This is a genomic window from Mesorhizobium sp. EU05-FHT14A09 (assembly GCF_058790995.1).
In genome coordinates this window covers 25,089-49,679 of the sequence record NZ_JBYTDF010000016.1, presented here as the reverse complement: position 1 = coordinate 49,679, position 24,591 = coordinate 25,089, and the positions used below count along the sequence as shown (strand labels likewise).

General features: G+C 62.8%; 22 protein-coding genes. 7 read left to right on the top strand and 15 right to left on the bottom strand.

From position 1 onward, the window contains the following. Nucleotides 1-4: 4 nt before the first annotated feature. Nucleotides 5-586, top strand: coding sequence for a dual specificity protein phosphatase family protein (locus AC3WTO_RS30525; protein WP_492464945.1), 582 nt, complete (start codon nt 5-7; stop codon nt 584-586). A 16-nt stretch (nt 587-602) separates the two neighbouring features. Here AC3WTO_RS30525 and AC3WTO_RS30520 read toward each other — a convergent pair whose 3' ends face one another. The 7 genes from AC3WTO_RS30520 to AC3WTO_RS30490 form a co-directional block, all read right to left on the bottom strand. After that, nucleotides 603-1,220, bottom strand: a complete 618-nt coding sequence (locus AC3WTO_RS30520; RefSeq protein ID WP_492464944.1) for a cupin domain-containing protein — start codon at nt 1,218-1,220, stop codon at nt 603-605. Nucleotides 1,221-1,319: 99 nt separating this feature from the next. Next, nucleotides 1,320-2,078, bottom strand: a complete 759-nt coding sequence (locus AC3WTO_RS30515) for an SDR family NAD(P)-dependent oxidoreductase (RefSeq protein WP_492464943.1) — start codon at nt 2,076-2,078, stop codon at nt 1,320-1,322. Between the two features lie 29 nt (nt 2,079-2,107). After that, nucleotides 2,108-3,289 (bottom strand): M20 aminoacylase family protein, encoded by a 1,182-nt coding sequence (locus AC3WTO_RS30510; RefSeq protein WP_492464942.1) that lies wholly within the window; start codon nt 3,287-3,289, stop codon nt 2,108-2,110. Nucleotides 3,290-3,321: 32 nt separating this feature from the next. Then, complete coding sequence (locus tag AC3WTO_RS30505; RefSeq protein WP_492464941.1) at nt 3,322-5,199, bottom strand: dipeptide ABC transporter ATP-binding protein; 1,878 nt, start codon at nt 5,197-5,199, stop codon at nt 3,322-3,324. Next, nucleotides 5,199-6,119, bottom strand: coding sequence for an ABC transporter permease (locus AC3WTO_RS30500; RefSeq protein ID WP_492464940.1), 921 nt, complete (start codon nt 6,117-6,119; stop codon nt 5,199-5,201). The genes AC3WTO_RS30505 and AC3WTO_RS30500 overlap by 1 nt, the downstream gene beginning before the upstream one ends. A gap of 9 nt (nt 6,120-6,128) precedes the next feature. Beyond that, nucleotides 6,129-7,118 carry an ABC transporter permease gene (locus AC3WTO_RS30495; RefSeq protein WP_492464939.1) on the bottom strand — a complete coding sequence of 330 codons (990 nt, stop codon included), beginning with the start codon at nt 7,116-7,118 and terminating at the stop codon, nt 6,129-6,131. A 129-nt stretch (nt 7,119-7,247) separates the two neighbouring features. Next, nucleotides 7,248-8,813: an ABC transporter substrate-binding protein gene (locus AC3WTO_RS30490; protein WP_492464938.1), complete on the bottom strand. Its 1,566-nt coding sequence runs from the start codon at nt 8,811-8,813 to the stop codon at nt 7,248-7,250. Nucleotides 8,814-9,094: 281 nt separating this feature from the next. Here AC3WTO_RS30490 and metC point away from each other — a divergent pair, with 281 nt between their 5' ends. Beyond that, the gene (gene metC / locus AC3WTO_RS30485; protein ID WP_492464937.1) at nt 9,095-10,351 is read left to right on the top strand and encodes a cystathionine beta-lyase; all 1,257 of its coding nucleotides are present in this window, start codon (nt 9,095-9,097) and stop codon (nt 10,349-10,351) included. Between the two features lie 104 nt (nt 10,352-10,455). On the opposite strand, the gene AC3WTO_RS30480 is transcribed toward metC, so the two are convergent. From AC3WTO_RS30480 to cofG, 7 genes are all read right to left on the bottom strand, one after another. Further along, nucleotides 10,456-11,562, bottom strand: coding sequence for a porin (locus AC3WTO_RS30480; protein WP_492464936.1), 1,107 nt, complete (start codon nt 11,560-11,562; stop codon nt 10,456-10,458). A 180-nt stretch (nt 11,563-11,742) separates the two neighbouring features. Next, on the bottom strand, nt 11,743-12,384 hold the full coding sequence (gene npdG, locus AC3WTO_RS30475) for an NADPH-dependent F420 reductase (protein WP_492464935.1): 642 nt from the start codon (nt 12,382-12,384) through the stop codon (nt 11,743-11,745). A 143-nt stretch (nt 12,385-12,527) separates the two neighbouring features. Continuing rightward, the gene (locus AC3WTO_RS30470) at nt 12,528-13,487 is read right to left on the bottom strand and encodes an LLM class flavin-dependent oxidoreductase (protein WP_492464934.1); all 960 of its coding nucleotides are present in this window, start codon (nt 13,485-13,487) and stop codon (nt 12,528-12,530) included. A 73-nt stretch (nt 13,488-13,560) separates the two neighbouring features. Then, nucleotides 13,561-14,928: a coenzyme F420-0:L-glutamate ligase gene (gene cofE / locus AC3WTO_RS30465; protein WP_492464933.1), complete on the bottom strand. Its 1,368-nt coding sequence runs from the start codon at nt 14,926-14,928 to the stop codon at nt 13,561-13,563. Further along, complete coding sequence (cofD, locus tag AC3WTO_RS30460; RefSeq protein ID WP_492464932.1) at nt 14,925-15,899, bottom strand: 2-phospho-L-lactate transferase; 975 nt, start codon at nt 15,897-15,899, stop codon at nt 14,925-14,927. The genes cofE and cofD overlap by 4 nt, the downstream gene beginning before the upstream one ends. Continuing rightward, nucleotides 15,900-17,165 carry a 5-amino-6-(D-ribitylamino)uracil--L-tyrosine 4-hydroxyphenyl transferase CofH gene (gene cofH, locus AC3WTO_RS30455; RefSeq protein ID WP_492464931.1) on the bottom strand — a complete coding sequence of 422 codons (1,266 nt, stop codon included), beginning with the start codon at nt 17,163-17,165 and terminating at the stop codon, nt 15,900-15,902. It lies immediately after the preceding gene. A 1-nt stretch (nt 17,166) separates the two neighbouring features. Next, nucleotides 17,167-18,276: a 7,8-didemethyl-8-hydroxy-5-deazariboflavin synthase CofG gene (gene cofG, locus AC3WTO_RS30450; protein WP_492464930.1), complete on the bottom strand. Its 1,110-nt coding sequence runs from the start codon at nt 18,274-18,276 to the stop codon at nt 17,167-17,169. A gap of 253 nt (nt 18,277-18,529) precedes the next feature. Here cofG and AC3WTO_RS30445 point away from each other — a divergent pair, with 253 nt between their 5' ends. The 5 genes from AC3WTO_RS30445 to AC3WTO_RS30425 all read left to right on the top strand — a co-directional run bounded on the left by AC3WTO_RS30445 (nt 18,530) and on the right by AC3WTO_RS30425 (nt 22,991). Continuing rightward, nucleotides 18,530-19,297, top strand: a complete 768-nt coding sequence (locus AC3WTO_RS30445) for an alpha/beta fold hydrolase (RefSeq protein WP_492464928.1) — start codon at nt 18,530-18,532, stop codon at nt 19,295-19,297. A 226-nt stretch (nt 19,298-19,523) separates the two neighbouring features. Continuing rightward, nucleotides 19,524-20,258, top strand: coding sequence for an enoyl-CoA hydratase/isomerase family protein (locus AC3WTO_RS30440; RefSeq protein ID WP_492464927.1), 735 nt, complete (start codon nt 19,524-19,526; stop codon nt 20,256-20,258). Nucleotides 20,259-20,357: 99 nt separating this feature from the next. Further along, nucleotides 20,358-21,065: a CoA transferase subunit A gene (locus AC3WTO_RS30435; protein ID WP_492464987.1), complete on the top strand. Its 708-nt coding sequence runs from the start codon at nt 20,358-20,360 to the stop codon at nt 21,063-21,065. Further along, nucleotides 21,062-21,715 (top strand): 3-oxoacid CoA-transferase subunit B, encoded by a 654-nt coding sequence (locus tag AC3WTO_RS30430; RefSeq protein WP_492464926.1) that lies wholly within the window; start codon nt 21,062-21,064, stop codon nt 21,713-21,715. Before AC3WTO_RS30435 ends, AC3WTO_RS30430 begins: the two co-directional genes overlap by 4 nt. 103 nt (nt 21,716-21,818) lie before the next feature. Further along, nucleotides 21,819-22,991, top strand: a complete 1,173-nt coding sequence (locus AC3WTO_RS30425) for an ABC transporter ATP-binding protein (RefSeq protein ID WP_492464925.1) — start codon at nt 21,819-21,821, stop codon at nt 22,989-22,991. A 177-nt stretch (nt 22,992-23,168) separates the two neighbouring features. Here the strand turns inward: AC3WTO_RS30425 and AC3WTO_RS30420 are convergent, their stop codons facing one another. After that, nucleotides 23,169-24,533, bottom strand: coding sequence for an MmgE/PrpD family protein (locus tag AC3WTO_RS30420; protein WP_492464924.1), 1,365 nt, complete (start codon nt 24,531-24,533; stop codon nt 23,169-23,171). Between the last annotated feature and the right edge of the window lie 58 nt (nt 24,534-24,591).

Below are 24,591 nucleotides of genomic sequence, written 5' to 3'. Positions count from 1 at the left end.
AAGCATGAACATCAACCACAGCGACAACCGGCAGATGACCGAGGAAGAGGAAGATCGTCTTCCGGTTCTGCTGCCCGTGCTTGCGGATATCGACGACCAAGGAAAGACGCTTTTCATCGGCAACGCGGTTGCCGCGAACGATGCCGATCTGCTTTTGCGCAATGGCATCACCTCGACGATGAACCTTGCGGTGAACATCGAGATGCCGCCGCTGGCGCTCGGTGATGGTACAACAGTCAGGCGCACGCATATCGGCCTGATCGACGGGCCGGGCAACATCGCCCATCATCTTCTCGGCGCCGCGTATATCCTGCACGGCATCATCAACCAGCAAAGTCCGGGCAAGGCACATTATCCGAAGCACCGCGCCGGCAATGTGCTGGTGCACTGCCGTGGCGGACGCAGCCGTTCCGCCGGCACCATCGCGCTTTATCTGCACCTTGCGCGGCCAGAGCAATTCCCGGCCTTCGAGGATGCGCTGCTCCATGTGCGATCATGCCGAGGGCTCGATGAGACCCAGCCGCAGCCGGCGCTGCTGTATCTCTGCCGTGAGGCAAAGGCTCTCCACGCAAGCAGCCGCTTTTGATGGTGCTAAGGCCGATTTAGAATGTCGGCGGCGTGCAGGTCCACAGGATGCTGGCGGGCTCGTCGCCGGTGTTGCGATAGGAATGCGGCACATGCGAGCGGAAGCAGAAGGCATCGCCCGCCTGCAGGCTGTGCACGACGCCGTCGAGGTTCAATTCGATCCTGCCGCGCAGCACATAGCCGGTTTCTTCCCCTTCATGGGTGATGGCCTCGCCGCTTTTACCGCCGACATCGATGTGATGGATGGTGCTTTGAAGCAGGTGGCCGCCCTTGTAGGGAATGATGCGTTCGAACGAGACGCCGGCACCATCGCCTGGCCGGTTGTCGAGCGTCACCACCGGCCGCTCGCCAGCACGGAAGACGGGGGTGTCTTCCGGCTCGGTTTCTTCGAACAGCCAGCTGATGTTGGTTTCCAGCACCCGCACCAGCCGGTGGATCAGCGGTAGCGAAGGCAACGCCTTGCCGTTCTCAGCCTTGGAGAGCAGGCTCTCCGAGCAGCGGCTGCGACTGGCGAGCTCCTTCAGCGTCAGGCCCTTGGTCTGACGCGCCAGCTTGAGCTTGATGCCGACCCGGCGCCGGGCGTCGGACAGGTTCTCGAATTCATGGTCGAGCACCGACCCTGCCGCATCCGTCATGTATCGGACCTCCTTGGTCCGTTCTTCCCTTGTTGGTCGCATGCTCCTTTTCCGAAAAGTCTGCAACTTTACGGGGGCATGCTCCAGATTCGCGCCGGCTCAGTGCGCCATGCCGCCGTCGACCATCATCGATTTGGCGGTAATGTAGCGCGCCTCCTCGGAGGCGAGAAACACATAAATCGGCGAAACTTCCGCCGGCGTTCCCTGCCTGCCGAGCGGCACGATGCGGCGGACGACTTCTCCGTGCGACTCGACGCCACCCATATAATCAATAGCCGGCGTGTTGAAGGGGGTGTCGATCCAGCCGGGCAGGACGGAGTTGACGCGGATGTTGGCTGGAGCCAGTTCCTGCGCGAGCGCGGTGGTGAAGGCGATCACCGCGCCCTTCGCCGCGGCATAGGCGGTCATACCCGGCGCGCCGCGCAGGCCGGCGAGCGACGATGTGGTGATGAAGCTGCCGCCGCCGGCGCGCTTCATGGCCGGTGCGCCATATTTGGCCGCGAAGAAGGTGCCGCGAGCATTGACGTTGAAGATCGCGTCCCAGGTAGCGGCTTCGACGCCGTCGATGGCGCCGGTGCGCATCAACCCGGCCAGGAAGACCAGGGTGTCGAGGCCGCCGAGTTCGCGCTCGGCATAGTCGACGGCGTTGCGCACCGAACCCTCATCGCGCACGTCGCAGGCAATGCTGTGGGCGGTTGCGCCGTGCGTGCGGGCCTGTGCTGCGGCTTCCGCCGCCGCCGTCTCGTTGATGTCGGCCACAACAACGGCCGCGCCGTTGCGGGCGAAATCCTCGACGCAGGCACGTCCGATGCCGGTTGCCGCGCCGATCAGCAAAGCCCTTTTGCCAGCAAGTCTCATCTGTTGTTCTCCTCATCGTGCAAGGGCGATCACGCCTGTGCGGCTGTTCCGATTGTCGTTTTGGGCCAGGAATTCACCAGCGCGGTCCAATAGAGCGCGCCGTAAGGGATTAGCGCGTCGTTGAAGTCGAAGCCCGAATTGTGCAGCGGCGTGCGGTTGCCGTTGCCGATCCAGGCATAGCAGCCCATCTTGGCATCCAGCATGAAGGCGAAATCCTCCGATGCCATGCTGGGCTCGAATTCGGTGATCACCGACTGCTCGCCCCAGGTTTCGGCGGCGATGACCGCGGCGGCCGCCGCCACGCCGGGATCGTTGACGGTGGCTGGATATTTCGGCGTGAAGGCGAGTGTGGCCTTGACGTCATGCGCAATGGCGACGCCGTTGACGACCTGCTCCAGCCGCTGCTGGACCGTTGCCCGCGCCTGTTCGGAGAACGCCCGCACCGTACCATGCAGCACGACTTCGCCCGGCAAGGCATTGAGCGAATTACCGCCATGAATCTGTGTCAGCGACACCACCACCGGTTGCATGGCATCCACGGCGCGGCTGGCGATGCTCTGCAGGCTGCTGATCAACGCGCCTGCCGTGACGATGGCGTCGGTGCCGAGATGCGGCAGTGCCGCATGCACGCCGGAAGCCTTGATGGTTACCGTGAAAAGATCCATCGCCGCCATCATCGGTCCGGGCCTGACCGCAACAGTGCCGAGCGGCAATCCTGGCCAGTTGTGCAGTCCGAACACGGCGTCGACCGGGAAACGCTCGAACAGCCCTTCCTCGACCATCCTGCGACCACCGCCTTCGGCTTCCTCGGCCGGCTGGAAGATGAAACGCACGCTGCCGGCGAGACGGTGGCGAGAAAGGTAGTCCGCCGCGGCAAGCAGCATGGCCATGTGCCCGTCATGGCCACAGGCATGGCTCACGCCCTGGTGCCGCGAGCGATAGGTCAGCTTGCTCTCTTCCAGGATCGGCAATGCATCCATGTCGGCACGCAGCCCAAGCACGGGCCCGGGTTCGTCGCCTTCGAGTGTGGCGACAAGCCCGGTTCCGGCAAGGCCCGTCTCGACCGCGAGCCCCATTTCACTCAGGCGTTCCGCGACATAGGCGGCGGTCTTGTGTTCCTGAAAGGCCACTTCCGGGAACTGGTGCAGATGCTGGCGCCAGCCGGCGTAAACCGCCTGGCGATCGTTGAAGAAAGCTTCGGCCGAACCCATGCGCCGACCTCCGTTCTGGTTTTCACTGAGGGTCACGCAGGCGCTCCGTTCGATGCGCTTTCTGTCTCCGCCGGCGGCAGGCTGTCGGCGCGCAGGTGACAGGCGCTGGTGTTCACGCCTATGTCAGCGCCGCGAACCGGATCGTCGACGGCGCAGCGGTCGAAAGCGAACGGGCAGCGTGTACGGAAACTGCAGCCGGGCGGGATGTCGATCGGATCCGGCGGTTCACCCTCCAGAAGGTAGGTGGCCATCCGGTAAGGCTTGTGTTCGACGGTCGGTACGGCGCTGAGCAGCGCCCGCGTATAGGGATGTGCCGAACGTTCGAACATGGTCTCGTTGTCGGCCAGCTCGACGATGCGGCCGAGATACATCACGGCGATGCGCGCGCAGACCCGCCGCACCATGGCGAGATCGTGGGAGATGTAGACATAGGTGATGCCGCGTCTGGCCTGCAGCGTTTCGAACAGGTCGAGCAGCTTTGCCTGTTCGACCTGGTCGAGCGCCGACAGCGTCTCGTCGAGGATGAGCAGTTCCGGTTCCAGCACCAGCGCGCGGGCGATGTTGACTCGCTGCCGCTGGCCGGCACTGAGACCGACCGGCAGCTGATCGTAAAGCGTTTCCGCCAGGCCGACCTCGGCCATCACCGCCTTGACCTTGGCCTCGATCTCGCTCCGGCTGCCGAGCCCTTGGATCAGCAGCGGTTCAGCGATGGTGCGGCCGATCGAACAATGGGCGGCGATGGCGTTGTAGGGGTCCTGCAGCAGCAGCTGGAACCGTCGTCTCAGCGCCAGAAGGTCTGCGCCGCGCAACGTGGCGATGTCCTGGCCTTCGAACAGGATCTGTCCGCTGTTCGGCGCTTCGAGGCAGCTCAAAAGCCGCGACAGCGTGGACTTGCCGCAGCCCGATTCCCCGATGATGCCGAAGTTTTCGCCGCGCCGGACGGTGAAGGAAACGCCACGCACCGCCTTGACCTTGCGATGGGCGAAGATCGCCTTGCGGTCGCGGACTTCATAGGTCTTCTCGACATCGCGGACATCGAGCACGACTTCGGCGGAAGACGGCCTGGGGATCGTCTCGCCGATCGACCACAGTTTCGGCACCTTGGCGATCAGCTCACGTGAATAGGCGTGCTGTGGTTTCTGCAGCAGGTCGGCAACCGGGCTGTGTTCGACGATGCGCCCGCGGTCGAGCACGATCAGGTCGTCGGCGATTTCGGAAACGATGCCGAGTGACGAGGAGATGAACACCACCGCCGTGTCGAAATCTTTCTGCAGATCGCGCAGCAGGCGCAGGATCTGCGCCGCCACCGTCACATCGAGCGGTTGAGTGATGTTGTCGGCAATCAGCAGCTTGGGGTTGGAGACGAGTGCGTCGACGATCAGAGCACGCTGCATCATGCCGCCACTGAACTGGAAGGGGTACTCGTCGAAGCGCTGGGCCGGTGAGGGAATGCGCACGGCATCGAGTGTGTCGATCACGCGCTTGTGTGCCGCTTCGCGCGAAAGCTGTGGCGAGACGGTGCGCAGCTTTTCGAGGATCTGGTGGCCGACCGGTACGGTGGGATCGAGCGCGCTGGTCGGGTTGGCACCGATATAGGCGATCTCGCGTCCGCGCAGCCGTGCCATTTCGGCTTCCGGAAGCGTGAGAAGGTCGCGCCCGCCATAGCGTACGGTTCCACCGGTGATCCTGAGCGGTTGCCGTACCCAATTGACCAGCGCCCGCGACAGGATGGTCTTGCCTGAACCACTTTCGCCGATGATGCCAAGCACCGAGCGTGCGTTCACCGTCAGGTCGATGTCGGAAAGCAGTTGCCGTTCGCCGGCGCTTCCATCGATGGCGACCGAGAGGCCGCGCACGGCCATCAGCGGTTCGTCGGTGGCTGCGGCAGGCAGCGTTATGATCTGGCCCATCACGCGCGCCCCTGCAGGATCTGGTTGCGGGCCCGCTCCAGCACGCCGCCCATCAGGTTCAGGCTGCTGAGCGCCAGAGCGAGCAGCACACCGGGTACGATGGTGATCCACCAGGCGTTGAGCAGATATTGCGTGCCCGAGGAGATGATGGTGCCGAAGGTCGGGGTCGGCGGCTGGATGCCGATGCCGATAAAGCCGAAGATCGCTTCGAAGATCATCATGCGCGCGACGTCGAGCACCGCGACGAAAGCGATCGGCGGCAGGATGTTCGGCGCGATGTGGCGCACCATGATGCGTAGGTCGCTGGCGCCGAGGATCTTGGCGGCGCGCACATATTCCTTCTGCCGTTCCGACAACGTCACGCCACGCGACACGCGGGCATAGACCGGCCAACTGGCCAGGACCAGCACCGCGATCACGGATGCCGGCGACGGTCGCGACATGCCGAGGATGGTGATGGCCAGGATGACCACGGGGATCGACATCTGCACGTCGGTCAGCCGCATCAGGACCACGTCAACCCAGCCGCCGCGGTAGCCGGCATAGATGCCGATGGCGCAGCCGATGACAAACATGCCGATGACGCTGACCACGCCGATGGCGAAGGCGTTGCGCAGCCCGATCAGGGAACGCAGCAACAGGTCGCGCCCGAGCTGGTCGGTGCCGAGGAAATGCGGCAGCTTGCCACCTTCCATGAAGAGCGGCGGCAGGAACTTGTCGGTCACGTTCATCTTGGTGGCCGACGCGTCGATGATGAAGGGGCCGAGCAAGGTGAGGAGCGCGAGCGCCAGGAACACCGAGGCGGCGACGCGCATCTCGGTGTAGCTCCAGGCACGGCGGAGGATCCGGGCGGTGACGCCTCGGCCTCTCGTCGGCTGAGCGGATTTCAAAGGGGAGGCCTGTGCGGCTGAATTGTTCATCTGCCGGCCTCAGAATTTCAAGCGGCGGTCGATGGTCGTCGAGGCGAAGTCGACGAGCATGTTGATGGCGACGAGCGCGCCGCTGGCCAGGATCGCAACCGCCTGGATGATCGGGAAATCGCGCTGGAACACGGCGTTGATGGTCAGCATGCCGAGCCCGGGATAGCTGAAGATGTACTCGACGACGAACAGGCCGCCGAGCAGCATGCCGATCATCTGGGCACCGAACAGGTTGAGCAGCGGCACGGCGGCATTGCGCAGCACATGTTTGGCGATCATGGCGCGCCGCGACAGGCCGCGCACCAGACCGACATCGAAATAGGTCTCGCCGAGATTGGCGGCGACCGAGACGGAGATGGCGCGGATCAGCACCGGCGACAGCTCGATGGCCAGCACCATCGCCGGGATGATCGTGTAGGCAAAACCCTTGTAGCCGATCGCCGGCAGCAGGCCGGTCTTGGCCGAGAGCAGGAAGATCAGCACCACGCCGACCCAGATGTTGGGCAGCGATACCAGGAAGGAACTGACATAGAGGCCGAGCCGATCCGGCCAGCGCCCGCTGCGCAGGCCGGCGGCAAGCCCGATCGGCACCGAGACAAGCAAGGTGAAGGCGATGCCGAGAGCAGCTAGCTGCAGGCTGTAGGGCAGGGCGGTGCCGATGAGTTCGGCGACCGAAGCCCGGCTCTCCGGATCAAAACCAGCGCTGTCCTGCGATCCGCCGGTGCTGCCACCCTGGACGCCGCGGATGAACGACCGTCCGAGATCGCCGCTTGCAACCTGCCCCACGAAACGGCCGAACTGGACGAGGATCGGATCGCGCAGGCCAAGGTTCTTTGCCGTTTCCTCGAGCACGCTGGCCGGGGTCATCGGGCCGAGGATGATGCGGATCGGATCGCCAGGCACGATGCGCAGCAGCGTGAAGATGACGAAAGCGACGAGAAGCACGATGACCAGACCCTGGCCGATGCGTCGCAGGAAAAATTCGATCGCGAATGCCATGAACTCTTTCTCAGGCAACAGGCGCAGGCGACAGCCGGACCGACCGCCGCCGCGCGGCGCATGATCCGGCGATCATGCGCGAGACAAAGTGATGTGCGGCACCAGCGGTGCCGCACGCGTTTGCCAGGTTCAGGCGAGCGTCGCCTTGCTGAGATCGATCGGGCCGTTCGGGTAGAAGTAGACGCCCTGCAGGTTCTTCGACATTGCTCGCAGGAACACCGAGGAGAACAGCGAGATGCTCGGCACCTTGGCGGCGATCAGCGGCAAGGTTTCGGTCTGCAGGATCTTCAGCCGTTCGTCGGTCGAGGCAGCATTGCGCTCCTTGTCGAGGGCCGCATCGATCTCGGGGTCGGAGATGCCGTTGATCAGTGCGAATTTCGACAGGTAATTCGGGCGCAGCACCAGGTCCGGCTCCGGCGAACCGGTGATCCAGCCGACATCGACGATGTGACCCGGGCCCTGGCCGTCGGCGCGGCGGTAGAGCTGTTCTTCCCAGGCGGCCGGCTCCAGTGTCGTCAGCTTCACCGGGAAGCCTTGTTCCTGCAGCATGGCGGTGATCAGTTCGCCATATTCGCGAGTCTTCGGATAGAAACCGACCGAGGTGATGTATTCGATCTCCGGCAGGCCCTGACCTTTCGGGAAGCCGGCCTCGGCGAGGAGCTTCTGGCTGAGTTCAGGGTCGAATTTCGGATAGGTGGCAACGTCGGTATAGCCGAACTTCACTGGCGAGATGTGGCAGTTCGAGGCCTGTCCCGCGTCGCCGACCACCGCCAGGACCTGTTCGCGGTCGATGGCATGGACTGCTGCCAGGCGCACGCGCACATCGTCGAAGGGCGGCTTGTTGCAGCGGAAATGCAGATATTTGTTTTCGCTGGAAAGGCCGCGCTGCGTGGTGATGTTGGCCTCCTTGGAGAGCGAGGCAAACTGCTCGGGCTCCAGGCGCTCGGTCAGGTGGTACTGGCCGTTCAGCAGGCCAAGCACGCGCGTGTTGGCGTCGGGCACGTAGTTCCACAGAACGGTCTCGATCTGCGGCTTGCCGTCATGGAACTTGTCGAACGCCTTGAAGATGATCTGGTCGCCCTTGGTCGCTTCGTAGCGGAAGGGGCCGGTGCCATTCGGCCGCTGCTTGAGCACATCCGGATTGGCGACATCCTTGGCCGACAGGATCGGCAGGAAGGCCGAGACGTACCAGAAGTTCAGGGCAGGATAGCCAAATTTCTCGGTCTTCAGCCGTACGGTGTAGTCGTCGACGATCTCGACCTCGACCTGACCCGGATACCAGGCCGATGCCGGCCGGCTCGGCTGCGAGGCATATTCATAGGTCGCCTTGACGTCCTCGGCCTTGAATTCCTTGCCGTCATGGAAGGTGACGCCCTGGCGCAGCTTGTATTCCAGAGTGAACGGATCGATCACTTTCCATTCGACCGCGAGGTCGGGAAGAATCTCGCCCGGATTTTCGGGTGTCATCGGGCACTTGGTCAGATGGCCGAACAGGAAGCCTTCGGCGGTGATCTGCGGTGCCACCGTGTGGGAACTCGGGTCCCAACTGCTGGTGACGGTGCCGGCGGCCGCGAAGGACAAGGTCTTGCCGTCCTGCGCAAAGGCGCGGCCCAGTTTGCCTGTCGGTCCAATGATGAGTGAGCCTGCGCCAAGCGCGGTCGCGCCGGCCAGGAACATACGCCTGGTCGTTTTCATGTTTCCCCTCCCATTTGTGCCAAGTTGGAAACTTAGCACGCGAAGGATTCAACTATGATGAGTGATTGTCAAGTGACTTGAATGAAAAGTCATGCGTCTTGAATTTCGGCATTCGTTCAGATGATTTTTGCCCATGCCGCAGGCTAAGTGCCGGCAACCAATACAGGCCGGGTTTTTCGACCTATGTATAAATAATGCGAATAGAATGCCTCGATCTTAGTATTGGACGGAATAGATTTTGATGTGGTTTGGTTCGGCAGCAAATCGAAGGAAGATCGACGATGGACGACCTGACCCGGTGCGTGATCACGCCAAAATCGAAGATGGAGGGGTTCGAATCCCTCGGGCCGGCGGTTTATCGCGCCTCCACCATCGTCTTTGAAAATGCCGCTGCCTATGCCAATCGCCTTTCGCGGGGACCGGACGGCTATTCCTATGGGCTCTACGGCACGCCGACGACGCGCATGCTCGAGCACAAGGTCACGGAACTGGAGCAGGGCTGCCGAACGCTGCTGGTGCCATCCGGCCAGGCCGCCAATACGATTGCGATGCTCGCCTTCCTCAAGGCCGGCGACAAGATCCTGATCGCCGACACCGCCTATCCGCCGGTCCGCGATTTTGCCGATAGCGACCTGCCGCGGTTTGGCGTGAGCGTCGTCTACTACGATCCGACATCGCCGTCGGAGGTCGAGCGGTTGATCGATGAGCACACCCGGATCGTCTGGTGTGAATCGCCGGGTTCGACCACCATGGAAGTCCAGGACCTGCCGAAGATCGCCGAGGTCGCGCACCGGCATGGCGCGCTGGTCGGCTGCGACAACACCTGGGCGACCCCCTTGAACTTCAAGCCGCTTCTGCATGGCGCTGACATCGTCACGGAAGCGCTGACCAAATACGTCTCCGGCCATTCGGACGTGCTTATGGGCTCGATCACCGTCTCCGATGAGGCGCATTTCCTGAGCATTCGCTCGAGCATGGGCCGGCTCGGCATCGGTGTTTCGCCCGACGATGCGTCGCTGGTGCTGCGCGGCATGGAAACATTGGGCGTCAGGATGAGGCATGCTCATCAAGGCGCGATGACGGCGATCGAATGGCTGCAGGCCCATCCGCTCGTGCAGCGGGTGCTCTATCCCGCGCTTGCCGATTGTCCTGGCCATGACATCTGGAAGCGCGACTTCCTTGGAGCCAGCGGGGTGTTCAGCGTTGTCTTCGTTCCGGAAGCTGTCGAACATGTCTCCGCGGCGCTCGACGCGCTCCAGACCTTTGCCATCGGCGCCTCCTGGGGAGGAACGCGCAGCCTCGTCGCGCCCATGCCGGTCAAGGTGAATCGCACCGCCACGGAATGGGTTGGCGACGACCTGGTGCTGCGCATCAGCATCGGACTGGAGGCGCAGGAGGACCTGTTGGCGGACCTTCAGCGCATGCTGGGCGCCATCGAATTGCGGATCGCCGCTGATCTCACACATACTGGATCATATTCAGGATCGACCAGCTCGAAGGTGGCGAGCGGCAAGGATCGGCAGCAAGCAGCCGGCTGACGGATGCGGGTTTCCTCAGTGCGTTCGCATTGAGGTAAGACAAACAAAAAATGCCCGGCAGCATGGCTGCCGGGTTTGACAAGTGGAGAGTGTCGGTCGGTTGGTCAGAAGTTGCGCTGGAGACGGACCATTCCGGAGAACCCGTCATCGTCCGTCGCCGGCTTGCCGTCATCGAGACTGAAATAGGCGATTTCCGGCGTGATCACGAACCCCGGCACTGGTTCGTAATTGACGTTGGTGACGATGGCGAAATGATTGTCCGCCTGTCCGCGCGCAGCGCCCGAGCCCTTGCTGACGCCCGAGTCGCTGTAAGATGCCTGCAGGTTGAACTTGAGCTTGGTGTTGATGCGGTACGAGCCACCGCCCCAGACCGCCCAGTCGCCCTTCCAGGGCTTGTAGTAATTGAAGCTGTCTTCGTCGCCGCTGCCGTAGCCAGCCATTACGAACAACGAAAGCTGCTCGTTGATCTTGCCGTCGAGGCGCGCCTTGATGGCACCTTCTTCGTAATTGGCATCATAGCCCGCCACCACCGTGACGGCGCCCCACTTGGCAGCATATTTCAAACCGCCGACGACATGCGGGACATAGGAGTCCAGCGAGTAGTCTGCACCATAGGAACTGCCGCCCTGTTCGAGCGAGACGACAGCCGAAATGCCGTTGTCGTTCTTGTAGGTGTAGCTGATCAGGTTGGTCTCGACCGGGCTGTAAGGCACGATGTCGTCGCCGATGACCGAGCCGGCATAGTTGGCGAAGGTTTCGAAGACCGATTCATCCTTGCCGATGCGCAGGCCGCCGAGCTGAACCCAGCCGTAATAGAGGGCGACCAGGTTCGGATCTCCGTGATAGCCGTCGCGATACGAGAAGTTGGTCTGTGTGAATGTCGACAGCGTGCCGAGTTCGGTCTCGCTGCCGGTCCAGGTGCGCAGTGAGAAGCGTCCCTGCACGTGATAGGTATCATCCGTGCCGCCGGATTTGTCGGCGACATCGTTGTGGCCGCCATAGGGACCGTCTCCGGCACGAACTTCGTAGCGGATGAAACCGCCGACACGCAGGCAGGTTTCTGTGCCCGGAATGTAGAAGTAGCCAGCGCCATAGATATCGCAGATGCGAACGTATTCAGCGGTTTCAGGTTCGGCAACAACCGTGTTGTCTGCTGAGTTCGCGGCAAAAGAGATCGTGCTCAGCGCCGACGCGCTAAGCAAAAGATACATATTTTTCAATTTCCCCTCCAAATAAGATCTGTGACAGATCTTAGTTTGCTAGCGTTTTGCGCTTAGCTGCATTCTGGAGGGTATTTTTCCGTCATAAAATGTTCAAACCACTTATTAGAATGGGCTTTTGAAATTTCCTCACGGCTTGTATTTCCGCATCCGGACAGCGGGTCGTCCGTTTCAGAGACCGGTTATCGTGATGCCGGCACCCGACACCTTGTAGCTGCGGTTGATCCAGATCAGCACCGAGGTCAGCGCTTCCGCCGCAGCCGAATTCGCCAGCGCGCCGCCGCCGATGCCGCGCTTGGCCACGATGCCGGCCAGTTCGATCACGGCATCGCGGGCTTCCTTGTCGTCGCTGAACACCAGCACGTCACAGTCGGCACGTCCGCCGGCGTGGAGCTTGCTGGCGCCGACGTTGTGAAAGGCCGAGACGACGCGGACACCGTCGCCAAGCAGTTGCTGCGCGATCTGCGCTGCCGAACCGCCTTCGGGCAGTTGCACTGTGCTGACTTTCGGGGGCACCAGCGGAACGACGGCGTCGACCAGGATCTTGCCTTGCAGCACTGGTTTGATCTCGTCCAGCGTCGCCGCATGGCTGGCAAAGGGAACCGCCAGAACGACGACATCCGCCGCCGCTGCAGCGCCGACATTGTGGTGACCTTTCGCAAGGCCGCCAAGCTCGCTGGCGAAGGCTTCCGCCTTCGCGCGCGAGCGGGAGCCGATGACGACTTCATAACCTGCGGCGGCCCAGGCCTTGGCGAGGCCGGAGCCAAGGTCGCCGGTTCCGCCAATGATGCCGATGATGGGTTTTTCTGGCATGCTGCTGCTTTCCGTTTGCTGGGATCGAACGCGTGACGGTGCTTGAGCATTTTGTAGCCAAGTGGAATCGCTTGGCGTTACAAAAATGCAGCGAAAATAAAAGCTTAGAGCGTTTCCGCGTTTCCGTGAAAAACGGAAACGCTCTAGGCGCGTCTCACGATCTCGACGGCCTTGGCCAACTGCTTGAGCTGGTTGGGGTGGTCGTACATCGGATGCAGCACGATCTCGTCGACACCCTTGGCGATGAGCTTTTGCAGGCCCTCGGCGCATTCTTCCGGCGGGCCGAACACCGCAACGCGGTCAGCCATGCCCTCGACGCTGTAGACAGGATTGTCCTTGAAGCCGACGGACAGGATCTGCTGCACCCGGTCACGGGCCTCTTCGCGGGTCGGTTCGACGGCAGCATAGACGTTGACCGAGATCGAGAAGCTTGCCGGATCACGGCCGCTTACAGCCAGTTCGTCGCGCAGGATCGCCAACTCCTCGTCCCGTTCTTCGGCGGGAATCATCGCTGCGCCTGTCCAGCCATCGGCAATGGCGACCGCCCGCCGCAGCGCCGGTTCGCTGCGTGCGCCGATGATGATCGGCGGTCCCGGCTGCTGGACTGGTTTGGGCTGCATGCGGATACCCGAAAAGGAATAGATCTCGCCGTTGAAATCGGCTTCGCCTTCCGCCCAGAGCGCGCGCATGACGGCAATGCCTTCCACCAGGCGTACCGTCGGTTTGTCGGTCGGGATGCCGAGTGCGGCGAGCCGTGGCCGGTGATAGGCGTTTCCGACGCCCATGCCGACAGTAAGGCGGCCCTGTGAGAGCTGGTCGATGGTGGCGAGATCGCGTGCCAGCACGGCTGGGTTGCGATAACCGGAAAACAGCACGGAAATGCCAAGTCGCATGTGCTTGGAAATGCCCGCCGCATAGGAAAGCTGATGCAGGGGATCGAGCGAGAAATTCTTATCGTTCAGCGTGTCCTGTGTCCAGATTCCGTTGAAGCCGACGTCTTCGGCCAAGCGGATGAAATCCGAAAATGTCGTGGGGTCGCCCCTCAAGCCAACGGAGAAGGACGTTGGTCGATTGGCGGTCGATCCTGAGTGTGTCGTTGTCAAAATCCATACTCCATCGGTCTGCGGGCCAGTTGGGATGCGGCCGTTCAGCAAAATCTTTTCGGGGTAGACGCCATCACAGGAACAACTCCTGCGTTACCGGACGGAGCACGTCGCGGGCGCTGCCTCCTGCAATTGCCTGCCATTTGAGACCGCGCAGAACGATGACGGGCAGGCCGGCATCCTTCTGCATGAGAAGGCCGGCGGCGGCCGCGACTTCGTCGGCAAAAGCAGGCAGCGTCGCTTTCAGGCTACGCCCATAGGCATCGGTTCGACCGGCCCAATCGACAATGGCCGGCACGCCGGCTGTGCCGATCGCTATATTGACCAATCCGTTGCGCCAGGGTCGGCCGAAAGTGTCGCTGACGATCACGCCGATGGGCGCGCCGTATCTTGCTTCGAGGCCGCTGCGTATCGCACGGGCGCTTGCATCCGGATCTTCCGGCAGCAGGAGCAGCATACCGTCGCGGCCATCGCCCAGATTGGATTCGTCGATGCCCGCGTTGGCGCAGATCCAGCCATGGCGGTGGCGTGTGATCAACAGTCCATCCGGCGGCTGGCGCCGGGCACGGATCACATCGCTGGATTCCGAAAGGATGGCTTCGACCTTGTGCGGGTCCTTGCCGATCTCAGCGGCGAGCGCGATGGCCTGCTGCGACGGCTGGAACTGCTTGGCCGCGACAAGGCGGCCTTCACTCTTGGAAACGACCTTCTGGGCAATCACCACGATATCGCCGGCCGTCAGAGTGCGGCTTGTCCGCTCGAGCGCTTCGGCGATCAGCGTCGCCAGGTCATCGCCTGCCGCGACTTCCGGCATCGTGGCGACGGCAAAACATTCTGCCTCGACGGGACTGCGGAAGGCTTCGACATGGTCGCGCAGGTCCTGCGGCGTGTCGATGTCTCTCGACAGGTAGGCAAGCTGCAGCTTCTCGCAGGACCGACCACCTTGACGAGCCGCCGCCTCATGCGCCGTTGCGGAACTCGGGCCGTAACAGAAAGGGATTGCATCGGGCGGCGTCAACAGCAGGGCATTGGTGCCACCATCGGCTGAAACCCCGATGGCGACCGAACAGCGTTCGCGTGCAGCCAGCAGCTGGTCGATCTCTTCATCGACAAGGGTCGCGATATCGGCATGAACGACGAGGAGTGATGTCGCGCCGATATCGGTCGCCCATGCGCTGGCGCAGCCGGCGGCCGCATTGATGTCGCCGTGCTCCGTCTCTTCGATGATGGATGCGTCGTATTTCTTGCCGATTGCCGCTGTTTCCCGCGAGGCGGTCACGACGCCGATCGGCTCACTGGAACGCGTCCGCATGAAGAACTGCAGCGTGTTTTCAAACAGCAGCAAAGCGAGTTTTTCGCGCGCGTCGTTTGCGAGGATGGGGCTCAGGCGCGTCTTTGCCGCTCCCGGGTCCTTCATGAGGATGGCGATGGCAACGGTCACGACGCGGCCTTTTGGCTGTGGCCCTGCAGGTCTGCCGCCCAGGCCAGGACCTCGGCGGCAAGGCGTTCCGCATCGTCCGGATCGCGCATCAAGATGTCGGTGGAGAGCACCGAAAGGCCGCGCGCCCGAAGTTCATTCTTCTCCGAAGAGTCCTGCGCATCGATGGCAAAGCCGTCGAGCAGGCCGTTGTAGCGTTCGGCAACGCCGACCGCAGTCGCCACCATGCCGAGCTCTTCCATCAGCCGTGCGAGTGGACCCTTGACGGCCTTGCCACCGATGAGCGGCGAGACGCCGAGCTTAAGGGCTCGCGAAGCGTGGATCGCCGTCCTGAAACCGTCGACGGCGAGAACGGGCTCGATCGAGAGCAGGGGATTGCTGGGGGCAAAGACGATCAGCTGCGCGTTTTCGACGGCCGCCAGCGCTTCGGCTCCCGGCCTGGCCCTTTCGGCTCCTTCGTAGCGAAGCTCCAGAACCTTCGGCTCACAACGGCGGCCGACGAACCATGGCTGAAAATCCATCCAGCCTTCGGCGGTCCTGAGTTTGGTCCGGACCGGGTCATCGCTGGCAGGCAGGATGCGCGCGCGGGCGCCGAGGCGCTCCGCTGCCTCCTGCGTGACCCTGGTCAGGCTGTTTCCAGCCGCCAACTGCCAGCTGCGCCAGATATGCAGTCCGAAATCGGCATCGCCAAGTTTCATCCAGGTTGGAGCGGCGAGGGTGCTCAGCACATCCAGCGCGCGCACAGTATCATTCGCGACGCCCCAGCCCTGTTTGCGGTCGATGCGATCGGAGAGTGTGTAGATCAGCGTGTCGATGTCGGGGCAGACACGCAGGCCATAGAAATCATCGTCGTCGCCGACATTGGCGATCACCGTCAGTGCGCCCGCCGGCAAGTCCCGGGCAAGGCCTTCGGCCATGCGGGCGCCGCCGACGCCGCCGGCAATGAGCACCACGTTGCTGGCGAACGTTCGCATCTAGCGCGCTGCCATGGCCGCGGTGCGTCCGCCGAGAAACGCGACAGGGTTGGCTCCATGCGACCGCTCGACAAGTGGAGCGAACTCGGCGGGATCGTGGTCGGAGAATGTCTCGACCGTGCCATAGAGCGTGTTGCGCTGCACCGGCACGCGCCCGGCCGCACGGATGATCCGCACCATTTCGGATGGCGTGATTTCCTGGCCGTGGCTGGCGCCCGCCGCGCGCGAGATGCTTTCGTTCATCAGCGTGCCGCCGAGATCGTTGGCGCCGCAGTGGAGCATGAGATGCGCCATCTCCGGCCCGAGCTTCACCCAGGAGACCTGGATGTTGTCGATGTGCCCGGCCAGCATCAGCCTGGCGACGGCATGCATCCTGAGGCTCTCTCCAGTCGTCGGGCCGGGCCGTGCGGCCGGATGGTCGCGATAGAGCCGAGTCTGGTCGTGGATGAAGCCCAGCGGTACGAACTCGGTGAAGCCGCCCGTGTCTTTCTGGATGGCTCGGATGCGGGCGATATGGGCCGCCCAATGGGCAGGACCGTCAATGTGCCCATACATGATGGTTGCAGTTGTGCGGATGCCGGCGCCATGGGCTGCGCGGATGATGGTTTCCCATTCATCCGCCGACAGCTTGTTGCGGGTCAGCTGCAGCCGGATCTCCGTGTCGAGGATTTCAGCCGCGGTGCCCGGCATCGAGCCCAGCCCAGTCTGTTTGAGCCCCGCCAGATAGGTGGCGAGCGGAATGCGGCTCTTCCTGACGCCGTACCAGATCTCGAAGGGCGAGAAGGCATGCACGTGAATGTCGGGGACGCGGCGTTTCACTGCCTCGAGGATCTGAACGTAGTAATCAGCGGGCAGATCCGGATGCAGGCCGCCCTGAATACAGACCTCCGTGCCGCCGCGGTTCCAAGCCTCTTCCGCCCGCCTTGCCACTTCGTCCAGCGACAGCCATTCGGCACCGGCCGCATCCTTGCGGACGCCGAAATTGCAGAACTGGCATGCCATGTAGCAGACATTGGTGAAGTTGATGTTGCGCACCACCACGAAGGTGACCTCGTCGCCGACGCGCTGCCTCCGGACCGTATCGGCAACATGCAGCAACGCGGCAAGGTCGGAGCCTTCTGCCTTAAAGAGCGTTTCACCCTCGGCTTGCGTCAGTTCCCGTCCTGCCAATGCAGCGTCGAGGGTTCGCGCGATCGGAAGGCTCGTCTCCGCCAGGCTGGCTTCGAGCGTCGGCTTGCGGTCGATGAGACTTGGAATGCCCTGCATGTCAGTTCACGATCTGGCTGCGTGCGAAACCGTCGGCGCCGGCATGGTCCGACAAGGCGGCGGCCAGTGGTGCGGTCTCGTTTAGGAAGGCCGGGTAGACCGTAAGCCGTTCGACCAGCCGATAGCCTTGTGCCGCCGTGCGCCGAGCCAGTTCGGAAAGCTCCGGCCAGGCGCGTTCCGGGTTGATGTGGTCGATCGTGAGGGGAGAGATGCCGCCCCAGTCGTTGATGCCGGAGGCGATGTAGTCTTCGAAGCGGTCGTCGAGATTGGGTGGCGCCTGCAGGCTGATGGACGGGTCGAGCACCAGCCTGGCAACGGCAAGCGTGCGCAGCATCTCCTCATGGCTTGGCTCCATCCATGCCGCCATCGTCGTGTCGGCCTTGGCGCGGAAGTTCTGCACGATCACTTCCTGCACATTGCCGTGACGCTGGTGGATGCGGTCGATGGCGACGAGGCTTTCGACACGTTCCTCGAATGTCTCGCCGATGCCGATGAGGATACCGGTGGTGAAAGGCACGCCGAGCCGTCCGGCAGCCTCGATGGTCCTGAGCCGCAGAACCGGCGACTTGTCCGGGCAGGCGTGGTGCGCCATGCCGGGTTTCATCAGCCGCTTGCTGACGGTTTCAAGCATCATGCCCATGGACCCGGAGACTTCGCGCAGTTCGGCGATCTCGGCTTCGGTCAGCGTGCCGGCATTGACATGGGGGATCAGCGAGGTGTGCGCGAGCACCAGCCTGCATGCGTCGATGACATAGTCGATCGTCGTCGCATGGCCAAGCCGGCGCAGGGTCTCTCGCGCTTCCGGATACCGCCGCTCAGGGCGCTCACCGAGCGAGAACAGCGCTTCCTTGCAACCCAGCCGTTCGCCGTTTCGCGCGATCTCAAGCACTTCATCCGGCGACAGGTAGCCGGAGCCTTGCTGGCCGGGATGTTTGACAAAGGCGCAATAGCCGCAGGTGTTGCGGCACATGGTGGTGAGAGGGATGAAAACCTTGCGTGAATAGCTGATTGCGTTGCCCCAGCTGAGATCCCGGAGCGCGGCAGCCTCTGCTTGTAATTGCGCTGTTTCGCGGCTGGTGAAGCGGGCGGTTTCGTCAATGCTATGGGCCATCCGGCGACCAACCTCTCTGGGCGGCAACGGACCGGAGGGATCCGATGCAGCCTAGGCAATCCGGGGTCCAGACTGGTCAGTCAGGGGTGTTTGCGTCAAACGACTTAACCGAATGGACGGTTGAGCTGTGCTCAACAGCGATATGGACGTGCGAAGCGACTGGTTGATCGCACCTCACATGGTCGTTCGCTTTAGTCGGTTGAAATCACGCCGTCTCGCCCGCACTAAGTGAGGGTGAAATGGGGAGGCATGTGTGGCTGGGCGATGGATCGAGGCGAATGGCCTGCAACTGCGATACGACTTCACCAAAGGCCGTCGCGCGCCGGTCATCCTGATCCACGAAATGGGGGGCGCCCTCGAGAGCTGGGACGATGTCGTGCTGCCGCTGTCGGAGTTCGCATCCGTCCTGCGCTACGACCAGCGCGGTGTCGGGCTTTCGGAGAAGGTACCCGGGCCCGTCACGGTCGAGCAATTGGCTGACGACCTTGCTGGCCTGCTTGAGGCCTTGTCGATCAAAGAGCCGGTTGCGGTGGTAGGAAACGCCGTCGGCGCTTCGGTGGCCGCTGCGTTTGCCGCGCTCCATCCCGACCGAGCGGCGGCCCTTGTCATGCTGGCGCCGGCGACCAGCATGAGCGCCGAAAGGCGCGAGGGTGCGTTGCGTCGCATCGAGGCGATAGAGCGGCATGGCGTACGCGCGGCATTTGCCGATGGCGGCTCCGATGTGCCGGCGCGCTTCGCGACACTGCGCCTGGCGTCCGATCCGATCGGGCTTTGCGCGATGTGGCGCATGCTCGCCGATCTCGACATGACCGGGTTGTTGCCGCGGATAGCCTGTCCGACGCTGGTGGCGCATGCGATGCGTGACACTTCGCGCAGCGAGCAGGATATCGCCCGGGTCGCGGGAATGATCCCCGGCGCGCGCATGACCGCGATCAACACCACCCACTACATGGCCATGGAAACACCGCGGCTGGTTTGCCGGACCGTCATCTCGTTCCTCGATGAATGCGGATTTCAGTAGCGGCGGCAGAGATTGAGGCGCGCCGAGCGAAACTCAAGAATGGCAATGTCGCCGGTTCGCCTCGTGCTCGCTATGGATGAGCAAAAGTCAAACGGCGGCGCCGTTTAGTCGTTTGACGGTCAAGGGCTCGCTGCCTACCGTCCGGCCACGATGGACACCATCGACAGCATTTCAGGGATACAGAGTGGCGACAGTTCGATTTTTGGTTGAGGGGTATGTTGCAACGGTGACGCTGGATCGTCCCGAGGCGATGAATGCGATCGATCCTGAAACCGAGATCGAACTCAGGGATATTCTGGCACGCATTGAGGCCGATGGCGCGATCCGTGCCGTGGTTCTGACCGGTGCCGGCGAGAAGGCATTCTGTACGGGCGCCGACCTCAAGAAGACGATGGCGATTTCGGAAACTTACGCTGCAAAAGCCTTTGGGGCCGGCGATGACAGCTTCGTTTCCGGTTTCTCGATCGACAAGCCAATCATCTGCGCCATCAATGGTTACGCACTTGGCGGCGGCCTTGAGCTGGCGTTGGCCTGCGACATCCGCATTGCCGCAGCGCATGCCCGCTTCGGCCTGCCGGAAGTCAAGGTCGGCACCATACCGGGCGCCGGTGGTACCCAGCGCCTGCCGCGCACCATCGGCGCAAGCGATGCCATGCTGATGCTTTTGACGGGCGATATGGTGGATGCGACCGAGGCGCTGCGTCTCGGCCTGATCAGCCGTATCGTGCCGGCGGCCGATCTTCTGAGGGAAGCTCAGGCTCTTGCCGAGCGGATCGCGGCCAATGCGCCGCTTTCCGTGCGCGCCATAAAGCGGCTTGTCACCGACGGCCGGGCCCTGCCGCTCAACGAAGCGATCAGGCTTGAGCGCCTGGTCTGGGGTTTGCTGCGCGATACCGAAGACAGGCTGGAGGGGCGGCGGGCATTTCAGGAAAAACGCCCGCCGAATTATGTTGGCCGCTGATTAAGCCTGTGCCGGTGCGATTGCGCCGGCGGCACCGATCGAGTGAAGGCAGATGGCAGCTTGGCCGTGAAGCGCAGTGAGGAGACGTGACCGGGAATGATTAACAAGCAGGTTGAGGATGTCGCCCAGGCGCTGTCGGGAATAACCGACGGCGCATCGGTGCTCGTCGGCGGATTTGGAGCGGTCGGGCAACCGAATGTTCTTCTGGACGCGCTGGGAGAAACGGGTGTCAGAAACCTAACGGTCATAGCCAACAATGCCGGCTTCGAACCCGACATCGGACTTGGGCGGCTGATCGGCAGGGGATGCGTTAGCAAGATGATCTGCAGCTTCCCGCGCGGCTCTTCATCATTCGACACTTTCTACAGGGCCGGCAAGATCGAACTGGAAGTGGTGCCGCAAGGCACGCTGGCCGAGCGCATACGTGCCGGCGGCGCGGGCATTCCGGCTTTCTACACGCCGACCGGCGTCGGCACACAGCTGGCGGCGGGCAAGGAAACGCGGACGTTCGGGGAGCGGGACTATCTGCTCGAACACGGCCTTACCGCCGATGTCGCCTTGGTCGAAGCCTGGGAAGCCGACCGTTGGGGCAATCTCACCTTTCGCGGCAGCGGCCGGAACTTCAATCCGATCATGGCCATGGCAGGACGCCTCACCATCGTCCAGGCGCAGCATCTCGTCCCGCTGGGCGCGATCCTGCCCAACGATGTCGTCACGCCGGGCATCTTCGTCGATCGCGTCGTCCATGTCCCATGTGGTGATCCGCCGATAGCCAAAGTGGCCACGGCACAGGGAGGCACGAAATGACGGTCACCACCTACAAGCCCTGGGGCAAGCTCGACATTGCGCGCCGTGTCGGTGCGGACATTCCGGAAGGGTGGTATGTCAATCTTGGCATTGGCCTGCCGACGCTGGTGGCCGATCACATTCCCGAGGACCGGGAAGTCGTGTTCCACTCCGAAAACGGTATCCTGGGCATGGGGCCGGTTCCGGCACCCGATGAGGTGGATACCTGGCTGGTCAATGCCGGCAAGGAAAATGTCACCCTGGTGCCTGGCGCCTCATTGTTCCACCATGCGGACAGCTTCGCGATGATCCGTGGTGGCCATCTCGATCTCTGTGTGCTCGGCGCCTACGAAGTTGCGCAGAATGGCGACCTTGCCAACTGGACGACCTCGCTCAACGACCGCGTCCCGGCTGTCGGTGGTGCGATGGACCTTTCGGCAGGCGTGCGCAACGTGTGGATCATGACCACCCACACCACCAAGGACGGCCAGCCGAAACTGGTGGAACGCTGCGGCTATCCGCTGACCGCAGGTGGGGCGGTGACGCGTGTCTATTCCGACCTCGCCGTGCTCGACGTCACGCCTCGCGGCTTCGTCGTCATCGACATGGTCGAGGGACTGACGCGGGACGAATTGCAGAAACTGACAGCGGCACCGCTTCACTATGCTTGAACTCTCTGAACACGACGTACCGCCCACCGAGCTGGGTCGAGCCAATGGCGCGACCCATGCTGACGCGGTCGAGGCGGCAACAAACAAGAACAAGGGGAAGGACATGGACAAAGCTTCGACGATGACCCTGGAGGTGACCGGCCTCAGCAAGATGTTCTTCGTCTCCGACGAGAGCACGGCTGGAGGCATACGCGAGGCGACCTTTTCGCTGAAGCCCGGCACGTTCTTCACGCTGCTCGGACCCAGCGGTTGCGGCAAGACGACGACCCTGCGCTGCATCGCCGGCCTCGAGCGGCCGGATCGCGGCCTGATCCGGCTCGGCAACGAGGTCCTGTTCGACAGTTCGCGCGGCATTGCCGTACCGCTCAACCATCGCAACATCGGCATGGTGTTCCAGTCCTATGCGATCTGGCCGCACATGACGGTGTTCGAGAATGTCGCCTTTCCTTTGCGGGTTGCCAAGGATCGCAAGTACAGCCGCGCGGAAGTCACCAAGCTCGTCGACGATGCGCTGAAGCGCGTCGGGCTCGATGGTCTGCAGACCCGCTCCTCGACCCGCCTGTCCGGCGGCCAGCAGCAGCGCGTGGCCCTGGCGCGCGCCATCGTGCGACAGCCGAAGCTGTTGCTGCTGGACGAACCGCTCTCCAATCTCGATGCGACGTTGCGCGACGAGATGCGCACCGAACTCAAGCGCCTGCAGCAGCAGGTAGGCATCACCACCATCTACGTGACGCATGACCAGACCGAAGCGCTGGAAATGTCCGATCTGGTCGCAGTGATCGACAAGGGCAATGTGGTGCAGATGGCGCCGCCGCGCGACATCTACAACCGTCCGACCAGCGCTTTCGTGGCCGGTTTCGTCGGCGCCACCAATCTGGTGCGCGGCAAGGTCCGGCGCGAGGTTAATGGAAGCGGCTTCGGCAGCGTCGTGCTGGAGGGCGGACATGAAATCCAGTGCACCTTCCAGCAGGTGCTGGCGGCCGAGAAGGATATCGCCGTCTCAATCCGCCCGGAATCGATGAGCATCAAGCCGCTGGCGGCACCGGTTCACGACGGGGACAATCGCCTCAAGGGTACCGTCATGCTCAGCGGCTTCCTCGGCAACATGATCCGATACAACGTCAAGGTCGGCGAGCGCGTCTTTCAGATCAATGCAGGCCCTGAGACCATGTTCGAGATCGGCTCCGAAGTGTTCGTCGATTTCCCAGGCTCGGCAGCACTCGGCGTTCCGTGGGAGCTGGTTCCAAGCGAACCGGCGAAAGCCGCCGGGGTATAAAAATCGACCCAACCAACTGTACGTTCGAAGTCAATCGAGGCGGATCCTGGTCTGCCTCGATTTTTTGCATGTTGCAATCCGGATGGTGCGCCATTGCCCGCGAGCATCATGACGCGGCGTACAAAGCAAAACGCGGGCCGATGGCCCGCGTCTCGTTGGTTACTGCATCGCTGGCTATCAGGCGGCGAGGTCGCTGATCCTGGCAACGTTCTGGAGCTGGACCAACTGATCGAACAGATGACGGGCCTTGGCCTCATCCAATTGATTTTTGCTGCAGGCGGCGAACTTGCTCCAGAGTTCCTCTTCGCTCATCCGCCGGGTCCAATGGCCGCGCGCATAAGGAACGCTGGGGCTTTCAAGCATGGTGCCGTTCTTCAGATAGATGCGCACGCCGCCGCTGTAGCCGAGATTGGGTTGGGTGTCGGCCGGAATGCTTTTGTCGGTTGCCGGCTTGATCACCTTCATCAACGCCTGAACCTCGGGTCGGCCGTAGAAGGCTTCGCTCAGCTCATGGAATGTTCCTTGCCGCGAGATGATGGCGCCCGCGACGCCGAGCGCAATGCTGTGGCTCGGCACGAAGTTGATGGTCGACGGCGATTTCGAGACGACGGCATATTGCGCCTCGCTGATCATCACATCGACGCGCTCGATCGCGTCAGGCGAAACGTCATGTTCCCGAACAAGATCAAGGGCTCCGTCGATGGCACGCTGGTTCATGTTGCCGAACGGATATTGCTTGACGTTGATGCCGACGGTTTCCAGACGCCACGCCTTGCCGAGATCCTCGATCGGCGTATCGATATCCACCGCTCCCTTTGGCGAAAGTGCGACAAGCATGCCGCGGCCGCTGCGTTCCAGCCCGTCGTGCGGGGTTGTCATGCCAGCCTTGGCCAGCCGTGCCGCCATGACGCCGGCGGCCGCACCGCGCCCGACCTGGAAGGGACCGACATCGGTGTCGAAACTTGCGGTGATGCCGCCCGGCATCGCGGCAGCGATGCCGATCGCGCGTAAAGTGGTATCCGCGTCGAAGCCGTGCAGGCTGCTGATAGCGATGGCAGCTGCCGTTGGGCCGAACGCCGCCGTCGCGTGCCAGCCTTTGCCTGCATAGGAGTCGGGGTCGCGTTCCGAAAGGCGCGCCCAGGCTTCGTAGCCGGCGGCGTAGCCACGGATGACATCCTTTCCGGAAGCACCGCTGGCTTCGGCCTCGGCAACGAGCGCCGGCATCAGGATCGTGCTGGTGTGGCAGCCGGAGAAAGCGACGTCGTCATAGACGACACTGGTGGTGGTTGCCGAGTTCACGAGGGCTGCCTCGGTCGTCGAGGCGCGTTCCCTACCGAGGAAGATGCGGGCATCGCCTTTGCTGCCGCGTGTGCCGAGCTCGGCCAGCACGATGTTGGAGACCGAGGTGCCTATGCCCGACATCATGACGCCGACGGTGTCGGCCATGCCTGTATTGATCGCTTCGACCGCGAGGTCGGAAATGTCTTCATATTTCAATTTTGCCGCAAACTCGGCAAGCGTGCGGGATATGGGGGCGGGCATCGGCGGTTTCCTCTCTGATTTTCTTGATTGGGGAGCTTCGAGACGCATGGCGCGATGA